The organism is Faecalibacterium sp. An58 (assembly GCF_002161515.1).
Lineage (GTDB): Bacteria > Bacillota > Clostridia > Oscillospirales > Ruminococcaceae > Faecalibacterium > Faecalibacterium avium.
The window spans coordinates 1-19,484 of record NZ_NFHX01000035.1 but is presented as its reverse complement, the minus strand read 5'-3'; the positions used below and the strand labels follow the sequence as shown (position 1 = coordinate 19,484).

Annotated in this window: 18 protein-coding genes; 11 read left to right on the top strand and 7 right to left on the bottom strand. The window is 56.7% G+C overall.

Going from position 1 to position 19,484, the window contains the following annotated elements:
• Nucleotides 1-231: 231 nt before the first annotated feature.
• The 5 genes from B5G12_RS15025 to B5G12_RS13025 form a co-directional block, all read right to left on the bottom strand.
• Nucleotides 232-534 (bottom strand): transposase, encoded by a 303-nt coding sequence (locus B5G12_RS15025; RefSeq protein ID WP_242956045.1) that lies wholly within the window; start codon nt 532-534, stop codon nt 232-234.
• 306 nt (nt 535-840) lie between these two features.
• Complete coding sequence (locus B5G12_RS13035) at nt 841-1,287, bottom strand: hypothetical protein (protein WP_242956044.1); 447 nt, start codon at nt 1,285-1,287, stop codon at nt 841-843.
• Nucleotides 1,288-1,400: 113 nt separating this feature from the next.
• Nucleotides 1,401-2,345: a hypothetical protein gene (locus B5G12_RS14470; protein WP_144064162.1), complete on the bottom strand. Its 945-nt coding sequence runs from the start codon at nt 2,343-2,345 to the stop codon at nt 1,401-1,403.
• Between the two features lie 57 nt (nt 2,346-2,402).
• The gene (locus B5G12_RS14465; protein ID WP_144064161.1) at nt 2,403-3,161 is read right to left on the bottom strand and encodes a hypothetical protein; all 759 of its coding nucleotides are present in this window, start codon (nt 3,159-3,161) and stop codon (nt 2,403-2,405) included.
• Nucleotides 3,162-3,449: 288 nt separating this feature from the next.
• The gene (locus B5G12_RS13025) at nt 3,450-3,890 is read right to left on the bottom strand and encodes a plasmid mobilization protein (protein ID WP_087325340.1); all 441 of its coding nucleotides are present in this window, start codon (nt 3,888-3,890) and stop codon (nt 3,450-3,452) included.
• An 800-nt stretch (nt 3,891-4,690) separates the two neighbouring features.
• On the opposite strand from B5G12_RS13025, the gene B5G12_RS13020 reads away from it, so the two are divergent.
• Nucleotides 4,691-6,334 (top strand): recombinase family protein, encoded by a 1,644-nt coding sequence (locus B5G12_RS13020; RefSeq protein ID WP_087325334.1) that lies wholly within the window; start codon nt 4,691-4,693, stop codon nt 6,332-6,334.
• 323 nt (nt 6,335-6,657) lie between these two features.
• A complete protein-coding gene (locus tag B5G12_RS13015; RefSeq protein WP_087229231.1) occupies nt 6,658-8,040 on the top strand; it encodes a TrpB-like pyridoxal phosphate-dependent enzyme in 1,383 nt (460 codons plus the stop codon).
• A gap of 182 nt (nt 8,041-8,222) precedes the next feature.
• Here B5G12_RS13015 and B5G12_RS13010 read toward each other — a convergent pair whose 3' ends face one another.
• Nucleotides 8,223-8,441 carry a cation transporter gene (locus B5G12_RS13010; RefSeq protein ID WP_087229187.1) on the bottom strand — a complete coding sequence of 73 codons (219 nt, stop codon included), beginning with the start codon at nt 8,439-8,441 and terminating at the stop codon, nt 8,223-8,225.
• 300 nt (nt 8,442-8,741) lie between these two features.
• Here B5G12_RS13010 and B5G12_RS13005 point away from each other — a divergent pair, with 300 nt between their 5' ends.
• Nucleotides 8,742-10,097, top strand: coding sequence for an NCS2 family permease (locus B5G12_RS13005; RefSeq protein ID WP_087229193.1), 1,356 nt, complete (start codon nt 8,742-8,744; stop codon nt 10,095-10,097).
• Nucleotides 10,098-10,170: 73 nt separating this feature from the next.
• On the opposite strand, the gene B5G12_RS13000 is transcribed toward B5G12_RS13005, so the two are convergent.
• Nucleotides 10,171-11,040, bottom strand: a complete 870-nt coding sequence (locus B5G12_RS13000; protein WP_087325333.1) for a DegV family protein — start codon at nt 11,038-11,040, stop codon at nt 10,171-10,173.
• A 302-nt stretch (nt 11,041-11,342) separates the two neighbouring features.
• Between B5G12_RS13000 and B5G12_RS12995 the strand changes: the two genes are divergently transcribed.
• From B5G12_RS12995 to pgmB, 8 genes are all read left to right on the top strand, one after another.
• Nucleotides 11,343-11,744 carry a VOC family protein gene (locus tag B5G12_RS12995; protein ID WP_087229199.1) on the top strand — a complete coding sequence of 134 codons (402 nt, stop codon included), beginning with the start codon at nt 11,343-11,345 and terminating at the stop codon, nt 11,742-11,744.
• A gap of 107 nt (nt 11,745-11,851) precedes the next feature.
• A complete protein-coding gene (locus tag B5G12_RS12990) occupies nt 11,852-12,868 on the top strand; it encodes a LacI family DNA-binding transcriptional regulator (RefSeq protein ID WP_087325331.1) in 1,017 nt (338 codons plus the stop codon).
• A gap of 127 nt (nt 12,869-12,995) precedes the next feature.
• Nucleotides 12,996-13,439, top strand: a complete 444-nt coding sequence (locus B5G12_RS12985) for an RDD family protein (protein WP_087325329.1) — start codon at nt 12,996-12,998, stop codon at nt 13,437-13,439.
• The gene (locus B5G12_RS12980; protein ID WP_087229208.1) at nt 13,436-13,729 is read left to right on the top strand and encodes a hypothetical protein; all 294 of its coding nucleotides are present in this window, start codon (nt 13,436-13,438) and stop codon (nt 13,727-13,729) included. Before B5G12_RS12985 ends, B5G12_RS12980 begins: the two co-directional genes overlap by 4 nt.
• A gap of 109 nt (nt 13,730-13,838) precedes the next feature.
• On the top strand, nt 13,839-15,989 hold the full coding sequence (locus B5G12_RS12975; RefSeq protein WP_087325327.1) for a glycoside hydrolase family 65 protein: 2,151 nt from the start codon (nt 13,839-13,841) through the stop codon (nt 15,987-15,989).
• Entirely contained in the window at nt 15,937-16,845 is a 909-nt protein-coding gene (locus B5G12_RS12970; protein WP_204245689.1) for a carbohydrate ABC transporter permease, read from the top strand. The genes B5G12_RS12975 and B5G12_RS12970 overlap by 53 nt, the downstream gene beginning before the upstream one ends.
• A gap of 93 nt (nt 16,846-16,938) precedes the next feature.
• Nucleotides 16,939-18,627 carry a glycoside hydrolase family 13 protein gene (locus B5G12_RS12965; protein WP_087325325.1) on the top strand — a complete coding sequence of 563 codons (1,689 nt, stop codon included), beginning with the start codon at nt 16,939-16,941 and terminating at the stop codon, nt 18,625-18,627.
• Between the two features lie 13 nt (nt 18,628-18,640).
• Complete coding sequence (gene pgmB, locus B5G12_RS12960; RefSeq protein ID WP_087229226.1) at nt 18,641-19,285, top strand: beta-phosphoglucomutase; 645 nt, start codon at nt 18,641-18,643, stop codon at nt 19,283-19,285.
• The last annotated feature ends 199 nt before the right edge of the window (nt 19,286-19,484 follow it).

Sequence of the window (19,484 nt, the reverse complement as noted above, 5' to 3'; positions counted from 1 at the left end):
CATTTTTTACCCCCTGTGAGACTTCTCAGATTTCTAAGACTTCTTAGACTTTTGATACTTTCTCTTATTTTCTCACAGGTTGGTACTTTTTTACAGTCGGGGGATTATAGGGCGGTTACAGCTGTCCTGCAGTTTTCGCAGACAGTTCTTCCTTAAAACATCTTTGCTATATGCCTAAATAAAATAGAAACTGGACGTGGTGGTCGTCCACCCGTCAGGCATCATCGGCCCTTATGACGACAGGCACAACCATATGGACGAGTCCGGGGCAAAATAAAAAGCGCACCCCGAAAGGTGCGCCTCATTTGAAAAAAGCCGTGTATGGATGGCAGGGCGTTCCCCGGCGGGAACGTCCTGCTTTTCTTTGGCGATGGGCCTGGCCTGTTCTGCCTGCCAGGCGGCGAAGGCCCGCTGGCCTTCCTCACTGTTGAAACACTCCAAAATGGCAGGATAGAAGCACCGGGCCAGATGCTCGATGACTTCATCGGGGTAGATCGAAGTATTGACGACTTTTTTCTTTTTGTTCAAGTCCACCTCCTGTTCCGGTCCACCGCCTGGCTCATGGGGGGATTCAGCTTGCAAAGCCCCAAGTGTGGAATGAGGGAGGCCGGCCCTGCTTTGCTCCAGAGCCGGCCTCTAAATTTTTTCTGTGCGGAATACAGAAATACGCGCCCCATCCGCCCTCCCGCCCCGAACGCGCCCTCTCGGGCGGGTTCATGGGCAGGCGGGGCGGATTTGCAATAAATCGAATCCAAAAAATAGAACGAATAATCGTCCTGTTTTCGAGATGTCAAGCGAGGGGGCGCGTGGGGCGGGAAATTTTCACTTCCCGCCCCAATTTTATTCGAGGGCGCAATCGGGGCGGACATACACGCCCCGATAGCCCCGGTAGCCGCCCTCGATGTGCTTGGAAAAGCGGATACCATACCGGTCTGCGTTCTTGAAAAGATACTGACTGAACTTCTTTTGCGTCGCCGGTTTTTCCAAGTTGTCGGCGCACCACTTGTTGTAGGCGCGGAACAGGTAGGTAGACCTGGCCGACCTTTCTGGGTCGAAACGGACGTAGGAGTCGGCCTGCATGAACTGGTCGAGGTTACAGCCGTCCTCCATAGCGGCGGCAAGGTTCTGCCTGGCACGTTCGCTCAGGGTGAAGCGGTACTGATTCGCCAGCAGCCGCTTCAGCCCTTCCAGCGCCCAGAGCAGGATACCGGGCAGTTCCTCCGACAACTTGTCGATCAGGTAAGGGTCATCGGTCCGGCCTTCCGGCTTGTCCTTGACCGAGATCAAAATCTGCCGCCTCCAGAAACCATCGCTGGTGTCGTGGGCGGCCACCAGATTGCCGTTGCCGAAGCAGAGCAGCCGGGCATAGAGCAGGCCCTGGGTGGCCTGTCTTTCTGATTTTAGGTCGATTTCTTAAACTTTGCTCGGACTTTGCGTTGCGTTTCCTTTTTATAGTTATAAACAAAGTCTAAATCGCGTTTCCATTTGTCACACGCATGAACCATCAAAGGATTGCCGCTGTAAAAATGTATACACCAATCCAAGTGAGCAATAATTGAATATTTAGTAATTACGTTATTATCAATTAACGAGGCAAGTAATTTCCAGCGTTCAATTTCAGATAGCCCTTGCTTGGATGAGACACTGTAACCATATAACGTCAACTTTGATTTTTTTGAAAACCGATTTGTGAAATCTTCAGATGCTTTCAATTCTTCTGATGTATTTTGGCTATATGATTTTAAATCAATAATAGGAATTCCATATAACTTAACAATTCTGTCATAAACCGTTTTATTTATAAAATATCTATCACTCTTCGAATCGTAGAATGCATTTATAGGCAGCAAGTGATTTGTGTTTGCACAACGTATATATGCAGTGATACATTCACAGTCGCTTTCTAAGTGTTTAGCAAACGGATTTTCATAAATATAAATTATCTTTATTTCTAACCGATTCTCGAATTCCCAAATTTCCTTTCCTATCTTTGCGATGAAAAGAATGCGTCTTCCAGCCTCGGAAAGGACAGTGATTTGTTTAACAGTAATAATTGTAGTGTAGCCGAATTTAAATGTATAATTTTTCTGAAAAAGGTTAAACAAAATAGTCTTAGAAAGTGGGTGACAAGTTTTATAGTAATTGCTTTTTTCAGTACTATAAAAATTGTCAACGATAGTTATGATTTTAGATTCAGAAGATTTCTTTGTGGTATTATAGAATTCTAACTGAATCTGATACATTGCACCAGGAAATCCCGCAGCAAAATTGAGTTCGATTGGAAGTTCAAAACCTGCTTGATTTGATGAATTCTTACTCGGACTATTTGGAATAACAAATGTCATTTTAGCTATTCATCTCCAAGAGTATTGTAATAGTTCATTTTGTGTAAGGATTGACATTCAAATAAGTTTGTTGTTTTCAAGCTCTTCTTTTCTTTTTATTGCCAGGGCTAAGTTTTCCTGACATAATAGTAAATCTTTTTGAACATTTGATAAAGCTTTGTTTCGCTTATCAATGACTTTTGAATCACCTTGCTGAATTGCTTTTTCTAATAAAACTTCTTGCTGATATACAGCCAATCCTAACTTTTTTACACTTTGTTCGAGGCGACTGATTTTTTTGATGGTTTTTCGTAAGTCCAGTCTGCGTTTTCGTTCATTAAAGCTGAGCGTAGCAACATACGAACCGATAATATCAAAGTACTCTTCAATTATTTTTGTGAATTTATCAAGATTAAAAGTATAGATAAAATCGTCTTCTGGGTAAGTGTCTTTTGCTTGAACAATGGATATGCAACGAGTTTCAAAGTCAGTGAGTGTATATTCATCCGGAAACAAATCATTTACATAGAAATCCGTACCCATAATGGCAGAAACAAGTGCTTGTAAATCATAAAAGAAAAAATCATGCACGGTCTTTTCGTCTGAACTGTTTTTATAGTAAGCCAAAAAAGCGGAATCTACATATAAAGAGTATATACATCGCGCAACATTTATATATTCTTCTTTAGTGATGTGAAAAGTTGTTAATGCCTCTTCTTTTTGCTTGGTGCAAAAAGAAGAAATTGGCAATTGATCGCTAAAACTGATAAATGTATTAGACTTGCCATTAGGAGCAGCGGAGCGATATGTATGAATGGCTGATAGAATATTGGACATTGTTATTCACATCCTGTCTTTACTTTGACATAAAAACATCAAAATGGAGCATATAGCATATTAAATCTATTTAATATTGTGATAATTAATATAGGGCTGTTCATTTCAGATTTTGATTGGAATAACCATTAGTATATCACCTGAATATTACGAATGCAAGTTAAAATCTCGAACCATACGTCATGCAAATACACTTTGCACGATTTTTGTTGAACATTTGTATTTAAGGTCGGCAGACTGGTGTACTCGTTGTGCTGGAAGGTGAGGTAGCGCTCCGCCGCCGAGAGGTCAGAGTTCTTCGAGCTTGTATGCTTGATGGTTGCCATACAGTTCTCCGATCGCTTTCTCAGCATTCAGCCGAAAGGATGTGAGTGCCAGCAGTTCTGTCAAGATTTGGGCGCGAAGCTGCTCTGTGTCCCGGCCGCCGGTGTTGAAGTGCCGGGCCAGTTGGTTGAGGTTTCCGCCGAGCTTGCCACATTGTCCCAGCAGGGCAGAGAGAATGTTCAGGGCATCCTCTCCGCCGCCAGCAACAAGAACGGTGTGCTGGACAGGTTTCCCCAGCAGAGATTGACGAATGAGGGTTGACATGCTGATGTTGAGCCGTTTGCAGCAGAGTTCGAGGGTGAGTTTTTCTTTTTCGGTCACGCGAAATTTAATGACGTGGGTGCGGTTGTTGGGATTGTCGTTGTGAGTAGTCGGAATAGTTTTTACGGTGTTCTTGGTGAGTATCAGCCTCCAATCCTTTGGGCGGCGCCATGAAAAAGCCGCACGGAAACGTAAATCGAACGAGTGCAAAAGGTTCAAAACAAAAGCAGGGTTTGGGGAAGGCACTCCCCAACAAGTACGACCGGTCGGTGTGCCACGATTTCAAATTTTGAAATTGTGGCTACAGGTCGATACTTGCTTATCGCTTTTTCCGTCCGAATTGAAAATACGGCTTTCAAACTGGATCTCGGTTTCCAAAGCTGGGAGTGCGGGTGCCAATAGAAGTGTCTTCTGTTTGCGTGGGTCGCCGCTTACACCGAATCTGCGTTCCTGCCCCTATGTTGCAGCTGCGTTGTCCGGCTCGCCCGCATTTTGTGCGGGGTCGTGGCGCGGTATCCAGATCCAGACGGCTGATGCAGTTTTCAAGGTGCATAGTATGAAGAATTGCAGGCCGGTCGTCCGGCTGCAAATTCTCTCGGGATATAAGAAACCGCCCCGCAAGGGACCAAAGGATTTTGTCGTAGGTGAACGGCGGCAAAATGGTTCGGTGTGGCTGCGGGACGGTAGTTTATCACAGTAAAGTGGTTGATATGGGTTAGAGGATACCATGGGAGGGGCAGAGTGTCAATGCAAAGGATAGAATTTTGGATAATATAACACAGTTTGAGATTGATTTTTGTTTAAGAACCACAAAAGAAATGTAGATTTGACTTTGAGATGCTGGATTTTTGTTGGAAAGGACTTGCGTTATTATGCAGAATATGGTATACACATTATACGAAAGTTTGCGATAATTAAACGTTTATCAGAAAGGAGACCCCGCCATGACCGCTGTTATCTACGCTCGCTATTCCTCCGACAACCAGCGGGAGGAATCCATCGAAGGCCAGATTCGCGAGTGCACCGCCTATGCTGAGAAGAACGGTATCACAGTGGTCAGGCACTATATCGACCGGGCGATTTCAGCCAAAACAGATAACCGCCCCCAGTTCCAGCAGATGATCAAGGATAGCGAGCGCAAGCTGTTCGACATTGTTTTGGTCTGGAAATTGGACCGCTTTGCCCGCAACCGCTATGACAGCGCCCGCTACAAGACGCAGCTCAAAAAGAATGGCGTCAAGCTGATGTCCGCTACTGAAATCATCTCGGACGGGCCGGAGGGTATCATCCTGGAATCGGTGCTGGAAGGTTACGCTGAATACTATTCCGCCGACCTGTCCGAGAAGGTCGTGCGTGGTATGACGGAAAATGCGCTCAAAGGAAAGTATAATGGTGAGGCTGTTCCCATCGGTTACGTCATTGATGCAGAGCAGCGGTTTCAACCTGATTCCCTTACGGCAACCTTTGTTGCGGAAGCCTTCAAGCGGTACAATGAAGGTGCGACCATGACAGAGATCCGGGACTGGATGAATGAGCACCGCGTTAAGAACCCACGCGGCGGTCCCATGACCTACAACACCGTCCAGCATATGCTGAACAACCGCCGGTACATCGGCGAACTGAAATACCGCGACATTCTGATTGCGGATGCCATCCCGCCGCTTGTCTCAGCCGAATTATTTCAGGAGGTGCAGGAGAAAATGGCCAAAAACAAAAAGGCCCCTGCCCGTCGCAAGGCAGAGGACGACTACCTTCTGACGACCAAACTATTCTGCGGCCACTGCGGCGCACTGATGTTCGGTGAAAGCGGCACCAGCCGCACCGGCGATGTGCATCGCTACTACAAGTGCGCGGCCGCCAAGAAGCGGAAGTCCTGCAATAAAAAGACGGTTCGCAAGCAGTGGCTGGAAGACCTGGTGGTTAACGAGACCATAAAGCTGATCCAGAACGATATGGTCATTGATTCCCTTGTAGCGGCGGTCATGGAGCTGCAAAACAGGGAGAGCACCAGCCTGCCCCTCTATGAGAAACAGCTTCGGGAAACAGAGACCGGCATCCAGAATATGCTCAATGCCATTCAGGCTGGCATCCTGACCAGCTCCACCAAAGAGCGGCTGGAAGCCCTCGAGGGCCAGAAAAAAGACTTGGAAGCAAAGATTGCCGAAGAAAAATTGGCCAAGCCCGTGATGAAGGAGGAATTCGTCCGCTTCTGGCTGCTGCACTTTCGCAAGCTGGACCTGTCCCAAAAGGAACAGCGGCAGGCGCTGGTGGATACTTTTATCAATGCAATTTACCTTTATGATGATAAAATGTTGATTACCTTCAACTACAAAGAAGGGACAGAGACCATTTCTTTCGGCGAGGCCACCGAGGCTGTGGCAAAGGAAAAAAGTTCGGATATGGATTGCCTTGGTGCACCACAAGCAAAAGATCCGGACTTCTTCCAACGGGAGAGAGTCCGGATCTTTCGTTTTTCCGTGCACTGCGGTCGATATCGCCGCCTTTTGCCAAAATTTCCTCTTGACAGCCGCGCGCTTCTCCTTTATACTATGATAAAGTTCAGAACAATGAGCTTGCAAAACCGTTGAGAAAGAGTAGTAACCCGGGACCAAACCCTCTCAGAGAGCCGCAGACGGTGGGAACGCGGCAGGCAGCGGCCGGGCGAATGGACTTTCGAGGGCACAACGAGGGGCCGCCAGCCGACCCGGTAGCGCGACGGGGACTCCACCCGTTATCAGGGGAGCGCGTGTTGTCAGACATGCGAAAGCGAGTGGGCCTGTGCGTAGGGTACAGGTCAATTTGGGTGGCACCGCAGAGGTTACAAGCCTTTGTCCCAGAGGAATTTGGGACGAGGGCTTTTTTCTATGCCCTCTCCCGCAAGGAAATTGCAAAGGAGTGCAAGAAAATGAGCATGACCAAGATCCCCCACCGCCTGTACCTCACCGAAGACCAGATGCCCAAGCAGTGGTTCAACCTGCGGTCGGCCATGCCTGAGCAGCCCGACCCGCTGCTGAATCCCGCCACACTCCAGCCCCTTGCAGTGGACGACCTGTCCCCCATCTTCTGTGAGGAACTGGCCCGCCAGGAGCTGGACGGCACAACAGCCTATGTGGACATCCCCGAGCCCATCCAGGAGGTCTACAAGATGTACCGTCCCTCGCCGCTGGTCCGCGCCTACGAGCTGGAAAAGGCTCTGGGCACCCCGGCCCGGATCTACTACAAATTTGAGGGCAACAACACATCCGGCTCCCACAAGCTGAATTCCGCCGTGGCCCAAGCCTATTACGCCAAAAAGCAGGGCCTGACCGGCGTAACCACCGAGACCGGGGCCGGGCAGTGGGGCACCGCCCTTTCGGAGGCCTGCGCCTACTTCGGGCTGACCTGCGACGTGTATATGGTCAAGTGTTCCTATGAGCAGAAACCCTTCCGCAAAGCGGTGATGGGCGTGTTTGACGCCCAGGTGACGGCCTCTCCGTCCAACACCACCGAGGTGGGCCGGAAGATCCTGGCCGAAAACCCTGACACCACCGGCAGTCTGGGCTGCGCCATCTCGGAGGCGGTGGAAGCCGCACTCGCCAGCGGCGGGACCAAGCGGTATGTGCTGGGCAGCGTGCTGAATCAGGTGGTGCTGCACCAGTCCATCATCGGGCTGGAAAGCAAGCTGGCCATGGAACAGCTGGACGAATACCCCGACGTGGTGGTGGGCTGTGCCGGCGGCGGCTCCAACCTGGGCGGCCTGATCGCCCCCTTCATGGCCGACCGGCTGCAGGGCCGCAGCCGCACCCGTTTTGTGGCAGTGGAGCCGGCCTCCTGCCCGTCCCTGACCCGCGGACGGTATGCCTACGACTTCTGCGACACCGGCCGCGTCACCCCGCTGGCCCGGATGTACACCCTGGGCAGTGGGTTCATCCCCTCGGCCAACCATGCCGGCGGCCTGCGCTACCACGGCATGAGCCCCATCCTCTCCAAGCTGTATCACGACGGCTACCTGGAAGCGGTGTCCTATGAACAGACCAAAGTATTCGAGGCCGCGGTCTTTTTCGCCAAGCACGAGACCATCCTGCCCGCCCCCGAGTCGGCGCACGCCATCCGCGGGGCCATGGACGAAGCCCTGAAATGCAAGCAGACCGGCGAGGCCAAGACCATCCTCTTTGGCCTGACCGGCACCGGCTACTTTGACATGACCGCCTATGAGAGCTATCTCTCGGGCCGGATGAACGACACCATCCCCACCGACGCCGACCTGCAGCGCGGATTCGATTCGCTGCCGGATATCCCGCAGAACCGGACCTGAATCGGTCTGCCTTTTGCCGCACATCTGCCCCCAGCCGCCCTGGCTGGGGGCTTTCTGCGCCGGCCAGAGGAACCGCAAAGAAAAAAGCCCGTCCTTGCGGACAGGCACTGGTTTGCGGCAGCTGCTTCTCCCGTTCATGGCCGTATGGAACGGCGGCGTCCGGCCGCATCCATCCGAGCGGCTTACAGGAAGATCTCGCAGTCGCTCTCCACCCGCTTGCAGTTGGCGAGCACCTGCTGCATCACGGCCTTGGGGTCCTGGCCTTCCTCAAACTCCACGCTCATTTTCAGCGTCATAAAGTTGACGACGGCGGCCTTGACACCGGGTGTCTTTTGGGCGGCAGCCTCCATCTTGTTGGCGCAGTTGGCGCAGTCCACGTCGATCTTATAGGTCTTTTTCATGGGCAAGGGCTCCTTTCCGGTCATTCCGGTCCACACACAGGTGAGACCTCTTTTCTTTCATTATAGGGCCTTCCCCCGCCCTGTCAAGGGGCGCGGATGGTTTTGTCCGGGTGGTTTAAGTATGACTTCTGTCCGAAAATCCACTTTATTTCCCCAGGCTTCTTGCTTTTCCGCCCTCAAGTGATTACACTTGGTCTGTTGGCCTGCGCGCATTTTGGCAGGCCGCTGCGGCATATCGTCTGGCTGCCCGGGCCCTGTATCCGCCCTGGCGGCCCCTTGCAAAAGGAGGATCATCGTACAATGGAAAAATTCTTTCAGCTGAAGGCGAACGGCACCACCGCCGGACGTGAAGTGGTAGCCGGCCTGACCACCTTCTTCGCTATGGCGTACATCATCGCCGTCAACCCCACCCTGCTCAGCCAGTCGGGGATGGAATGGGGCGCCGTGTTCCTGGCCACCATCATCGCCTCGGTGATCGGCACCCTGGTCATGGGCCTCGTGGCCAACGTGCCCTACGCCCTGGCCCCCGGCATGGGCCTGAACGCCTTTTTCGTCTACACCGTCTGCTTCACCCTGGGCTTCACCTGGCAGCAGGCGCTGTCCATGGTGTTCATCTGCGGCCTGCTGAACATCTTCATCACCGTCACCAAGATCCGCAAATACATCATCAAGGCCATCCCCCGCAGCCTGCAGAATGCCATCGGCGGCGGCATCGGCATCTTTGTGGCCTACATCGGCATCCTGAACGTGGGCATCGTCACCTTCGGTTCGGGCGTGCCCGCCCTGGCCACCCTGAACCAGCCCTCTTTCTGGCTGTTCCTGATCGGCCTGGCCCTGACCATCATCCTGCTGGTGTGCAACGTCAAGGGCGCCATCCTGATCGGCATCGTCGTATCCAGCCTGCTGGGCATCCCCATGGGGGTCACCGTCACCACCGAGACGGTCAGCTTTGCCGAGGCGTGCAGCCAGCTGCCCACCACCTTTGGCGCCATCTTCACCTCCGCGGGCCTGCCTTCCCTCTTTGCCGACCCGGCCAAGGTGCCTCTGGTCCTGATCACCATCTTCTCGTTCAGCCTGTCCGATACCTTTGATACCATCGGCACCTTCATCGGCACCGGCCGCCGCACCGGTATTTTCAGCGACGAGGACGAGCACTCGATGGAAACCACTCCCGGCTTCAAGTCCAAGATGGACCGCGCCCTGTTTGCGGATGCCACCGCCACCTCCATCGGCGCCATCCTGGGCACTTCCAACACCACCACCTATGTGGAGAGCGCCGCCGGCATCGGCGCCGGGGGCCGTACCGGCCTGACCAGCGTGGTGGTGGCCATCTGCTTTGCGGTCAGCGCATTCCTGGCCACCTTTGTCAGCGCCATCCCCTTTGCAGCCACTGCACCCGCCCTGGTGGTGGTGGGCATCATGATGCTGTCCGCCTTCCGGGAGATCCAGTGGGACGACTTCAGCGAGGCGGTCCCCGCCTTCTTCGCGGGCATCTTCATGGCCCTGTGCTACAGCATCTCTTACGGCATCGCCGCCGGGTTTGTCTTTTACTGCATCACCAAGGTGTGCAAAAAGCAGGCCCGGGAGGTCCATCCCATCCTGTGGGTCGCCACCGTCCTGTTCGTGCTGAACTTCGTGCTGCTGGCCACCCTGTGACCCGGCATCCTGCACGCATCCAAAAAAGACCTTCCGGCCCACAGGCTGGAAGGTCTTTTTTGTTTGATTTTTCTCAGCGGGGGCCGCCCACCCAGAACAGGGCCACCGTGCCGGGGCCGCTGTGGGTGCCGATCACCGGGCCGATGGAGCCCTCCTGCAGGTGGGTGACGCCCAAAGCGCGCAGCTTGTCCATCACATAAGCGCAGTCCTCCGGGCAGTCTCCATGGCTGATAAAGACGGTGCCTCCGGCCGGGTCCTTGGCCGTGGCCTGGAAGTGCTTCACCAGGGCGTCCAGGCTGGCCCTGCGCCCGCGTACCTTTTCCATGGCCACCAGATGGCCCTCGTCGTCCACATGGAGCACCGGCTTGATGCCCAGCAGGGTGCCTGCCACCGCGGCCGCGCCGGACAGCCTTCCGCCCCGCTTGAGGAACATCAGGTCATCCACCGTGAACCAGGCGCACACCTGGGGAGCCAGTTCCTGGGCATAGCGGGCGGCCTCCTCAAAGGAGGCGCCTTCCAGCCGCCTGCACCCTACCAGGTAGGCGAACAGGCCCTCCCCCATGCTGGCCTGGCGGGAATCCACGCACTGGATCCTGCGGCCGGGGAAACGCGCCCCCAGCAGCTCGGTCGCAAGACGGCTGGTCTGGTAGGTGCCGGACAGTCCGCTGGAAAAGGACAGGTAGAGGATGTCCATTCCAGAAGCCAGCACCGGGGTAAAGGCGTCCTCGTACTCCGCCAAAGAGACCTGGCTGGTGGTGCACATACTGCCCGCCCGCAGTTTATCATAAAAAGCCTTCGAGCTGATCTCCCGCCCGTCGGGATAGTCTTTATAAGCAGTGCCGTCCAGATTGAAGGTCATGGGCAGCACGTTCAAGTCCGCCTGCTGGATGAGGGCCGGGGTCAGATCGCCGGTGGATTCGGTGAAAATGGCATAGGATCGCATGGTAGACACTCCTTTCTGACTGGAGCCCGCAGCCAAAAGCGCATCCGCACGGGGCACAGCTTCCAACGGGCAGCGGGCCTTTTTCTATTTTCATATCATTGCTGTGGGCTAAACTGAATATAGCACGGATCCTGCGCCCCGTCAAGCAAAAACCGCCCCGGCCCAAAGTGTACTCGGTACAAGGACAATTTCTTTGTTTTTTGCCTCCGCGCCCCCTTGCCTCTTATTCCCAGGCATGATAAAATAGCCCCAAACAGCGCCGCAAAGGTCACACTTTGCAGTCAGGAGGAATCATCATGTCAATGCATCTGGATGGATTTGGTCTTTTTGTGGAGGACATGCCCCGCATGGTGCGGTTTTACAGAGATGTGCTGGGGTTTGCGATCCGGGAGGGCGAGGACGCCCAAAACGTTTATCTCATCAAGGACGGGACGCTGTTCATGCTGTATGGGCGGGACAACTTTGAAAAGATGACCCGCCGGCACTACACCTACCTCAAGGGGCCCAACGGCCACTTCGAGATCGCCCTCTACGTGGACACCTTTGAGGAAGTGGATGCGGCCTTCCACAAATTCGTGTCCCAGGGCGCGGCGCCGGTCCTGGAGCCCACCACCGAGCCCTGGGGCCAGCGCACCTGCTACATTGCCGACCCCGAGGGCAACCTGATCGAGATCGGTTCCTTCGGCCATCCTTTCCGGCTGTGAAAGCCCCGGGACGCTTTTCCGGCCGTGCATATAAAAGGTTAGTATACAAGCGTTTTTTCCATTGGAATACATGGCAGAATATGGTATGATTTTTATGAGGTGATTGGATGGAAAGGGTAACCATACGCGACGTTGCCAAGAAGGCCGGCGTCTCGATCACAACGGTATCCAAAGCGCTGAACGACTATACCGATGTGAATCCCGATACCCGCAAACACATACAGGAGATCGCCCGCCAGATGAACTATGTGCCCAACGCGGCAGGGCGCTGCATGGGCGGGCGGGTGGACAAGGTGATCGGCCTTTTGATCAACGACCTGCGCCCCATGGACCCCTCCGGCGCGGTATACGGCGTATTGAGCGGCGTGTGCCATGCCTGCCAGGACAACAACATCGAGTTCATTCTGGTGACCACCGACAGCGTCCAGCAGACGCAGCGCCCTCTCAAGGTCCTGTGTCTGAAAAAGCAGCTGACCGGTCTGGTCTGCACCGGCTTCCGCCTGCACGATCCCTATTTGCAGCAGCTGGATGAGATCGACATCCCCTGCGCCTTCATCGATATCCGCACCAGCAGCCCCGATGTGCTGAACATCACCATGGACAACGAGCGGGCCGCCTACGAGGCGGTGTCCTTCCTCATCAAGAACGGGCGCCGGAACATCGCCCTGGTCAACGGCAGTTCGGAGGCCGACGTGGCCCTGCTGCGCGGCAGCGGGTATCGCCGGGCCCTGACAGAGGCCGGCCTGGTATTGCGGCCCGACCGGATGCTGATGGCCGACTTCGACTCCAGCCTGGCCTACGCCAAGGTCAAGGAGCTGCTGGAGCGGGACGGCGCCGTGGACGCCCTGTTCTGCTCCAGCGACGTGATGGCCCTGGGGGCCTGCAAGGCCATCGAGGAACTGGGCCTGACGGTGGGGGACCAGGTCGCGGTGGTGGGCTTTGACGATATCCCGGAAGCGCGCTATCTCTATGGCGGCCTGACCACCGTGCGTCAGGACTTCTACCTCACAGGCTATATGGCGGGCAAAGCCATCTACGAGAAGATCGAGGGCAAGGCCGATGTCCATGTGGACAACATGATGTATGAGTTGGTCATCCGAGGCAGCGCGAAAGGGAAACTTTGAAACTGGATACATTGTACAAAAGCTCCCTGGCAGGTTTGTATAATCTGAGGATGTACAAACGCTGGGGAGTATGTTATTCTAGGGCTGTCAAAAACGTTTTCGCACTTGCGGATGGGAGGTCTGCGCCATGGACAAACACCGGCTCCTGCGCGGGGTACTGCGGCTGCTGTGCGCGTTCATCGATTACCTGCTGCTGATGCTGCCGGTGCAGTTCGTGCTGCTGTTCTGGATCAAGACAAACGCGCTGTCAGCGGATTTTCTGTTCCGGCTGCTGTTCGCTGTCTATGGCGTGCTGATGATCGAATACAACAGCGGCGCCACACTGGGCAAGATGCTGGGCAGGCTGAAAGTGGTGGACCGGGCCGGAGGCAAGCCCACCGTGCTGTATGTGGGCCTGCGGGAGCTGATCCGGGCCATGTACCTGATCCCCGTTGCGGGCTGGGCCGCAGGTCTGGTCAGCGCCATCCTGCTGTTCGTCCGGGGCACCACCCTCCATGACATGGCGGGCAGCACCCGGGTCATCTTCCGCTGGGAGGACCAGGAGCAGCCCAAACAGGAGGGCCGGCCATGAATCTGGACGAGATCTTCCACCTGGAGGCCACCGACCCTCTGGTGGCCACCAGCCCCCTGCTGCTGGGCGGGTGCATCCTTGCAGCCATTCTGGCAGGCTGGTTCTGTGCGCGCCGGTACGCCAACACCAACGACATCGAAAAGAGCGTCCGGCTGTATCTGCCCCTGGGCGCGGCCTGCTGCCTGGGCTTCTGGCTGGCGGGCGGGCTTCCCCTGCTGTACGCTGTGGGGGCGTTTTTATGCGGGTTGGTGGTCATGGCATGGATCTCCAACTACTATTTCTATCACTGACTTAGCGGGGGCAGCCCCGTAAGTGCCCGCAGGGCGGGCTATTTTTTGACATCGAATCAAAAACGTTTTCGTTTCAAATGGAGCGAAGCCGTATAAGGAGGAACTTTTTATGGGTATGGATTATTCCCGCGCAGCGGACTGGATCGTAGCAGAAAACACCTTTGATCCCGAGCATCTGGGCAAATGCGAGTCGGTCATGTGCCAGGGCAACGGCTATCTCTGCCTGCGCAACGCCACCGATGAGTTCAACCCCGGCGAACAGCGGGATCTGTTTGTGGCAGGCACCTTCAACAAATTCGATGACAACGAGGTGACCGAGCTGCCCAACGCTGCCGACATCTCCCGGCTGGACCTGCGGCTGGACGGGGTGCGCTTCAGCCTGCTGACCGGCAAGGTGGAATCCTATGACCGGGCCCTCCACCTGAAAAACGGCGAGACGGTCCGCCGGGTGGTGTGGGCCGCCCCCAACGGCAAGCGCTATCAGCTGGTGTTCAGCCGGTTCGTTTCGATGGAGCGCCTGCACCTCATCGCCCAGAAACTCAGCGTCACCCCTCTGGACGGGGCGATGACGCTGGACATTGCCGGCGGCATCAACGGCCAGATGAACAACGGCGGCAGCCAGCACTTCTCCGAAGGGGACAAGCGCCTGTTTGAAGGCCGCCATATGCAGTACATCCAGACCACCGGGCAGTCGAACATCGACTTTGTGTTCAACACCACCTTCTCCTTTGCCATGGACGGCGTGCCCCAGGAGGAAAAGGGCTTCATCGTCATGGACCGCCGGATCATCAAGCAGGAGTACCAGGTGGCCATCCCCGCCGGCAAGACCCTGACGGTGCAGAAGCTGTCCACCGTCTACACTTCCCGCGACCGGGACAGCGAAGGTCTGGACCTGGCCGCCTTGCAGAACAAGGCGCTGGCCGGCCAGGAGGAAGCCTGCGCTCTGGGCTACGACGCCCTGCTGGCGGAGAGCGCCAAGGCCTGGGCCGCCAAAGTGTGGGACAATGTGCCGGTCACCATCCACGCGGCCGACCCCTTTGACCAGCTGGCCATCCGCTTTGCGCAGTACCACCTGTATGTCATGACCCCCGCCCACGACAACCGGATGAACGTGGGCGCCAAGGGCCTGTCGGGCGAGGGCTACAAGGGCCACACCTTCTGGGATACCGAGATGTTCGTGCTGCCCTACTTCATTTACAGCGCCCCCGAGATCGCCCGCAGCCTGGAGGAGTACCGCTGGCTGAGCCTGCCCGGCGCCCACAAGAAGGCCGCCGGCAACCACTACGAGGGCGCCCAGTTCCCCTGGGAGTCCGCCTGGATCGACGACGGCGAGGTGACCCCCGTGTGGGGCGCGGCCGACATTGTCACCGGCCTGCCCACCAAGATCTGGTCCGGCTTCATTGAGCAGCACATCACCGCCGACGTGGCCTACGGCGCCTGGGAATACTACCAGGCCACCGGCGACCAGGATTTCATGGACCGATGCGGCTACGAGCTGATCCTGGACACCGGCAAATTCTGGGCCAGCCGCCTGGAGGAGGGCCAGGACGGCAAGCTGCACATCAACGACGTGGTAGGCCCCGACGAATACAAAGAGCACGTGGATGACAACGCCTTCACCAACTACATGGCCGCATGGAACATCCGCAAGGCGCTGGAGTACAGCCGTATGCTGAAGGCCAACCGCCCCGATCTGTACCAGGCCCTGGACGCCAAGCTGGGCCTGACCGCCCTGGAGCCCCAGTGGGAGGACAAGCTCTCCCGCATCTATCTGCCTCAGCCCCGGGAAGATCTGGTCATCCCGCAGGACCGCACCTACCTGACGTTGAAGGACATCGACCTGACCAAGTACAAGAACCAGCAGAACGTGGGCAGCATCTACCGCGACTACAACCAGGAGCAGATCACCCATATGCAGGTATCCAAGCAGGCCGACATCCTGATCATGTTCCTGCTGCTGGAGGACGAGTTCAGCGCACAGGTCAAGCGGGCCAACTGGAGCTATTATGAGCCCCGCACCCTCCACGACTCCTCCCTGTCCCTGTCCACCCACTGCATCCTGGCCAACGACATGGGCAACCGGGATCTGGCCTACAGCCTGTTCCGCAGCGCGGCGGCCATCGACGTAGGCCCCAACATGAAGACCAGCGACGCGGGCATCCACGCAGGCTCGCTGGCAGGCATCTGGCAGTCGGTGGTGTTCGGCTTTGGCGGCGTGCGTATGCTGGACGGCAAAAGCATCCAAAGCGCAGACGCCTGACGCTGCTGCGATCCAGTTTGATAAACGCCCCAGCAAACGCAAGCTGCAGGAATGGCGGCAAGGCTACCTGTTCCTGACGCCGGCAGTGATCGTTCTGGGCATCTTCATCGGCATTGCCGCCCTCTTCGTGGTGTACCTGTCCTTCCACAAGGTCAACCTTTTTACGGACAGCTATACATTTGTGGGGCTGGAGAACTACGCCCGCCTGTTCACCGACAACATGGCCCGCACAGCCCTGCTCAACACCCTGTCCTTCTCGGTGGTGGTGGTGCCCTGCCAGACCATCATCGCACTGGTGATCGCCAGTGTGCTGAACAGCAAGATCCGGGGCAAGTACTTCTTCCGCACCGTCTATTTTCTGCCCACCCTGACCTCCAGCTCGGCGCTGACCATCATCTTCATGTTCATGTTCAGCGTCACCGGCCCCATCAATATGATGCTGATCAATGCCGGCATCCTGCCGGCGGGCGGCGGCATCAACTTTTTGGAGAACCCGGACTTTGCCCTCAAGGTCATCATGGTCATGAACATCTGGTCCACCGTGCCCCAGTACACCACCATGTACCTGGCCAGCCTGCAGGACCTGCCCACCTCCCTGTATGAGGCTGCGGAGATCGACGGCGCCAACACACTGCAAAAGTTCACCAACATCACCGTTCCCTACCTCAAGCCCATCACCACCTATGTCCTGCTCACCGGCATCATCGGCTTGCAGAGCTTCCAGTCTCAGAACGCCGGCACCATGTGGAACCAGGTCATGGCTGCGGCCTGCATCTCGGTGCTGCCCATCATCATCCTCTATTTGATCTTCAACAAGTTCTTTATGGTTGGCCTCCGTATGGACGGCGAAAAGTAAAACCACAGGGGACCGGTCACAGGCACGGTGTGCGCCACCGGCAGGCCGGTCCCCTTTTTATGCCCAATTTTCCCTGGGCGACAAGGAGGACCTATGAAAAAAGCATGGTGGAAGGAAAGCGTGGTCTACCAGATCTACCCCCGCAGCTTCCAGGATTCCAACGGCGACGGCGTGGGCGACCTGCCCGGCATCCTGCGCCGTCTGGACTACCTGAAAGAGCTGGGCGTGGACGTGCTGTGGATCTCGCCCTTTTACAAGTCCCCCGGCGGGGACAACGGCTACGACATCAGTGATTACCAGGCCATCCAGCCCGAGTTCGGCACCATGGAAGATTTTGACCGGCTGCTGGCCGGGGCCCACGCCCGGGGGATGCGGGTGGTGATCGACCTTGTGGTCAACCACACCTCCAAAGAGCATCCCTGGTTCATCGAGAGCCGCTCCAGCCGGGACAACCCCAAGCGGGACTACTACATCTGGCGGGACGGCAAAAACGGCGGCCCGCCCAACAACTGGGGCTCCAACTTTTCGGGCAGCGCCTGGACCCTGGACGAGACCACCGGCCAGTATTACCTGCACACCTTCGGCGACTTCCAGCCCGACCTGAACTGGGATAACCCCGCCGTCCGGCAGGAAGTGTTCCGCATGATGCGCTGGTGGTGCGACAAGGGGGTGGACGGCTTCCGCATGGACGTCATCAGCATGATCAGCAAGACCCCCGAAATGCCGGACGGCGAACGGAAACCGGGCAGCAGCTACGGCAGCTTTGCCCCCTATGTGGTCAACGGGCCCAACGTCCACGCTTACTTGCAGCAGATGAACCGGGAGGTGCTGTCCCAGTACGACCTGCTGACGGTGGGCGAGTGCTCGGGTCTGACGGTGGACCAGGCCTGCCGGTACGCCAACGCCGACGGCACCGAGCTGACCATGGCCTTCCAGTTCGAACACATGGACCTGGACGGCGGCGAAAGCTTCAAATGGAACACCCGCAAGATCGACCTTGTGGAGCTGAAAGCCCTGCTGACCAAGTGGCAGAAGGGTCTGGAGGATCGGGCCTGGAACAGCCTGTACTGGTGCAACCACGACCAGCCCCGCATCGTCTCCCGCATGGGGGACGACAGCACCCCCGCCCTGCGGGAAAAGAGCGCCAAGGCTCTGGCCCTCTGCCTGCACATGATGCAGGGCACCCCTTACGTCTACCAGGGCGAGGAGCTGGGGATGACCAACGTTCCTTTCGGGGGGCTGGAGGATTTTCGGGATGTGGAGAGCATCAACGCCTATCACGAGCTGACCGCCAACCACACCTTCACCCCCCAGCGGATGCTGGAATGCCTGCGCTACAAGAGCCGGGACAACGCCCGCACCCCCATGCAGTGGGACAGCTCGGCAGGCGCGGGCTTTACCACCGGCACCCCCTGGATCATGGTCAACCCCAACTATACCAGCCTCAACGCCGCCGAGCAGCTGGCCCGGCCCGACTCGGTCTTTCACTTTTACCAGGCCCTGATCCGGCTGCGCCACACCCATGAGATCATCGTCTACGGCAGCTACGACCTGCTGCTGCCCGATGATCCCCAGGTGTACGCCTACACCCGTACCCTGAACGGGCAAAAGCTGCTGTGCGTCTGCAACCTCACCGGCCGCCCCGCATCCTTTGCCCTGCCCGCCGGCTTTGCGGGGGCCAGGCTGCTCATTTCGGTGGGGGACGCCCCCAGCCTGGACGGCCAGGTCACCCTGGGTCCCTGGGACGGCTTTGCCCTGCTGCAAGACAACGCTGAACTGTAAAGGAGACAACGCTATGAACTATCAGGCAATCATTTTCGATCTGGACGGGGTCATCTGCTCCACCGATGAATACCACTACCAGGCATGGAAAAAAATGGCCGACGGGATGGGCATTCCCTTCGACCGCACCATCAACAACCGGCTGCGGGGGGTATCCCGCATGGAGAGCCTGGAGATCATCCTGGAGCAGTACCACGGCCCCGCCCTGAGCGAGGAGCGCAAGGTGGAGCTTGCCACCCAGAAAAACGACCTGTACCGGGAGAGCCTGCACCAGCTGTCCCCCGCTGACCTGTCCGCCGAGGTCAAGGATACCCTGGACGCCCTGCGGGCCGCCGGCCTCAAGCTGGCCATCGGCTCGTCCAGCAAGAACACCCAATTTATTCTGGGGCAGCTGGGTCTGGGCAGCTACTTTGACGCCGTCAGCGACGGCAACAACATCACCCATTCCAAGCCCGACCCGGAGGTCTTTCTCAAGGCAGCCGGCATGCTGGGCCTCGAGCCCGCTGTCTGCCTGGTGGTGGAGGACGCCGTATCCGGCGCACAGGCCGGCCACGCAGGCGGCTTTGCCGTGGCCTGCGTAGGGGACGCTTCCCAGGCCGGCGCAGGCGATTACAACCTGTCCGCCTTCTCCGAACTGCGCGCCATCGCCCTTGGCTGAAAACCTTCCAAAGCCAAAACCGGCCCCGCGCCATGCAGGCGCGGGGCCATTGTTTTGCGCCGCCCGCAGCGCGGGTACAGACTGTCAAAAAAGTCCTGTCCAGCCGACATGTGCGGATGGACAGGACACATACAGGGAAATTCAGCACTGAGAGTGTGCGAGCCGCTTTGCGGCGAGTGCGCGGTTCAGCGCTGAATTT

Bases quoted from the DNA above. Each gene is read 5' to 3' on its own strand.
- B5G12_RS14470 (WP_144064162.1), bottom strand. From the start codon at position 2,345: ATGACATTTGTTATTCCAAATAGTCCGAGTAAGAATTCATCAAATCAA.
- B5G12_RS14465 (WP_144064161.1), bottom strand. From the start codon at position 3,161: ATGTCCAATATTCTATCAGCCATTCATACATATCGCTCCGCTGCTCCT.
- B5G12_RS13020 (WP_087325334.1), top strand. From the start codon at position 4,691: ATGACCGCTGTTATCTACGCTCGCTATTCCTCCGACAACCAGCGGGAG.
- B5G12_RS13015 (WP_087229231.1), top strand. From the start codon at position 6,658: ATGACCAAGATCCCCCACCGCCTGTACCTCACCGAAGACCAGATGCCC.
- B5G12_RS13010 (WP_087229187.1), bottom strand. From the start codon at position 8,441: ATGAAAAAGACCTATAAGATCGACGTGGACTGCGCCAACTGCGCCAAC.
- B5G12_RS13005 (WP_087229193.1), top strand. From the start codon at position 8,742: ATGGAAAAATTCTTTCAGCTGAAGGCGAACGGCACCACCGCCGGACGT.
- B5G12_RS13000 (WP_087325333.1), bottom strand. From the start codon at position 11,040: ATGCGATCCTATGCCATTTTCACCGAATCCACCGGCGATCTGACCCCG.
- B5G12_RS12995 (WP_087229199.1), top strand. From the start codon at position 11,343: ATGCATCTGGATGGATTTGGTCTTTTTGTGGAGGACATGCCCCGCATG.
- B5G12_RS12990 (WP_087325331.1), top strand. From the start codon at position 11,852: ATGGAAAGGGTAACCATACGCGACGTTGCCAAGAAGGCCGGCGTCTCG.
- B5G12_RS12985 (WP_087325329.1), top strand. From the start codon at position 12,996: ATGGACAAACACCGGCTCCTGCGCGGGGTACTGCGGCTGCTGTGCGCG.
- B5G12_RS12980 (WP_087229208.1), top strand. From the start codon at position 13,436: ATGAATCTGGACGAGATCTTCCACCTGGAGGCCACCGACCCTCTGGTG.
- B5G12_RS12975 (WP_087325327.1), top strand. From the start codon at position 13,839: ATGGGTATGGATTATTCCCGCGCAGCGGACTGGATCGTAGCAGAAAAC.
- B5G12_RS12965 (WP_087325325.1), top strand. From the start codon at position 16,939: ATGAAAAAAGCATGGTGGAAGGAAAGCGTGGTCTACCAGATCTACCCC.
- pgmB (WP_087229226.1), top strand. From the start codon at position 18,641: ATGAACTATCAGGCAATCATTTTCGATCTGGACGGGGTCATCTGCTCC.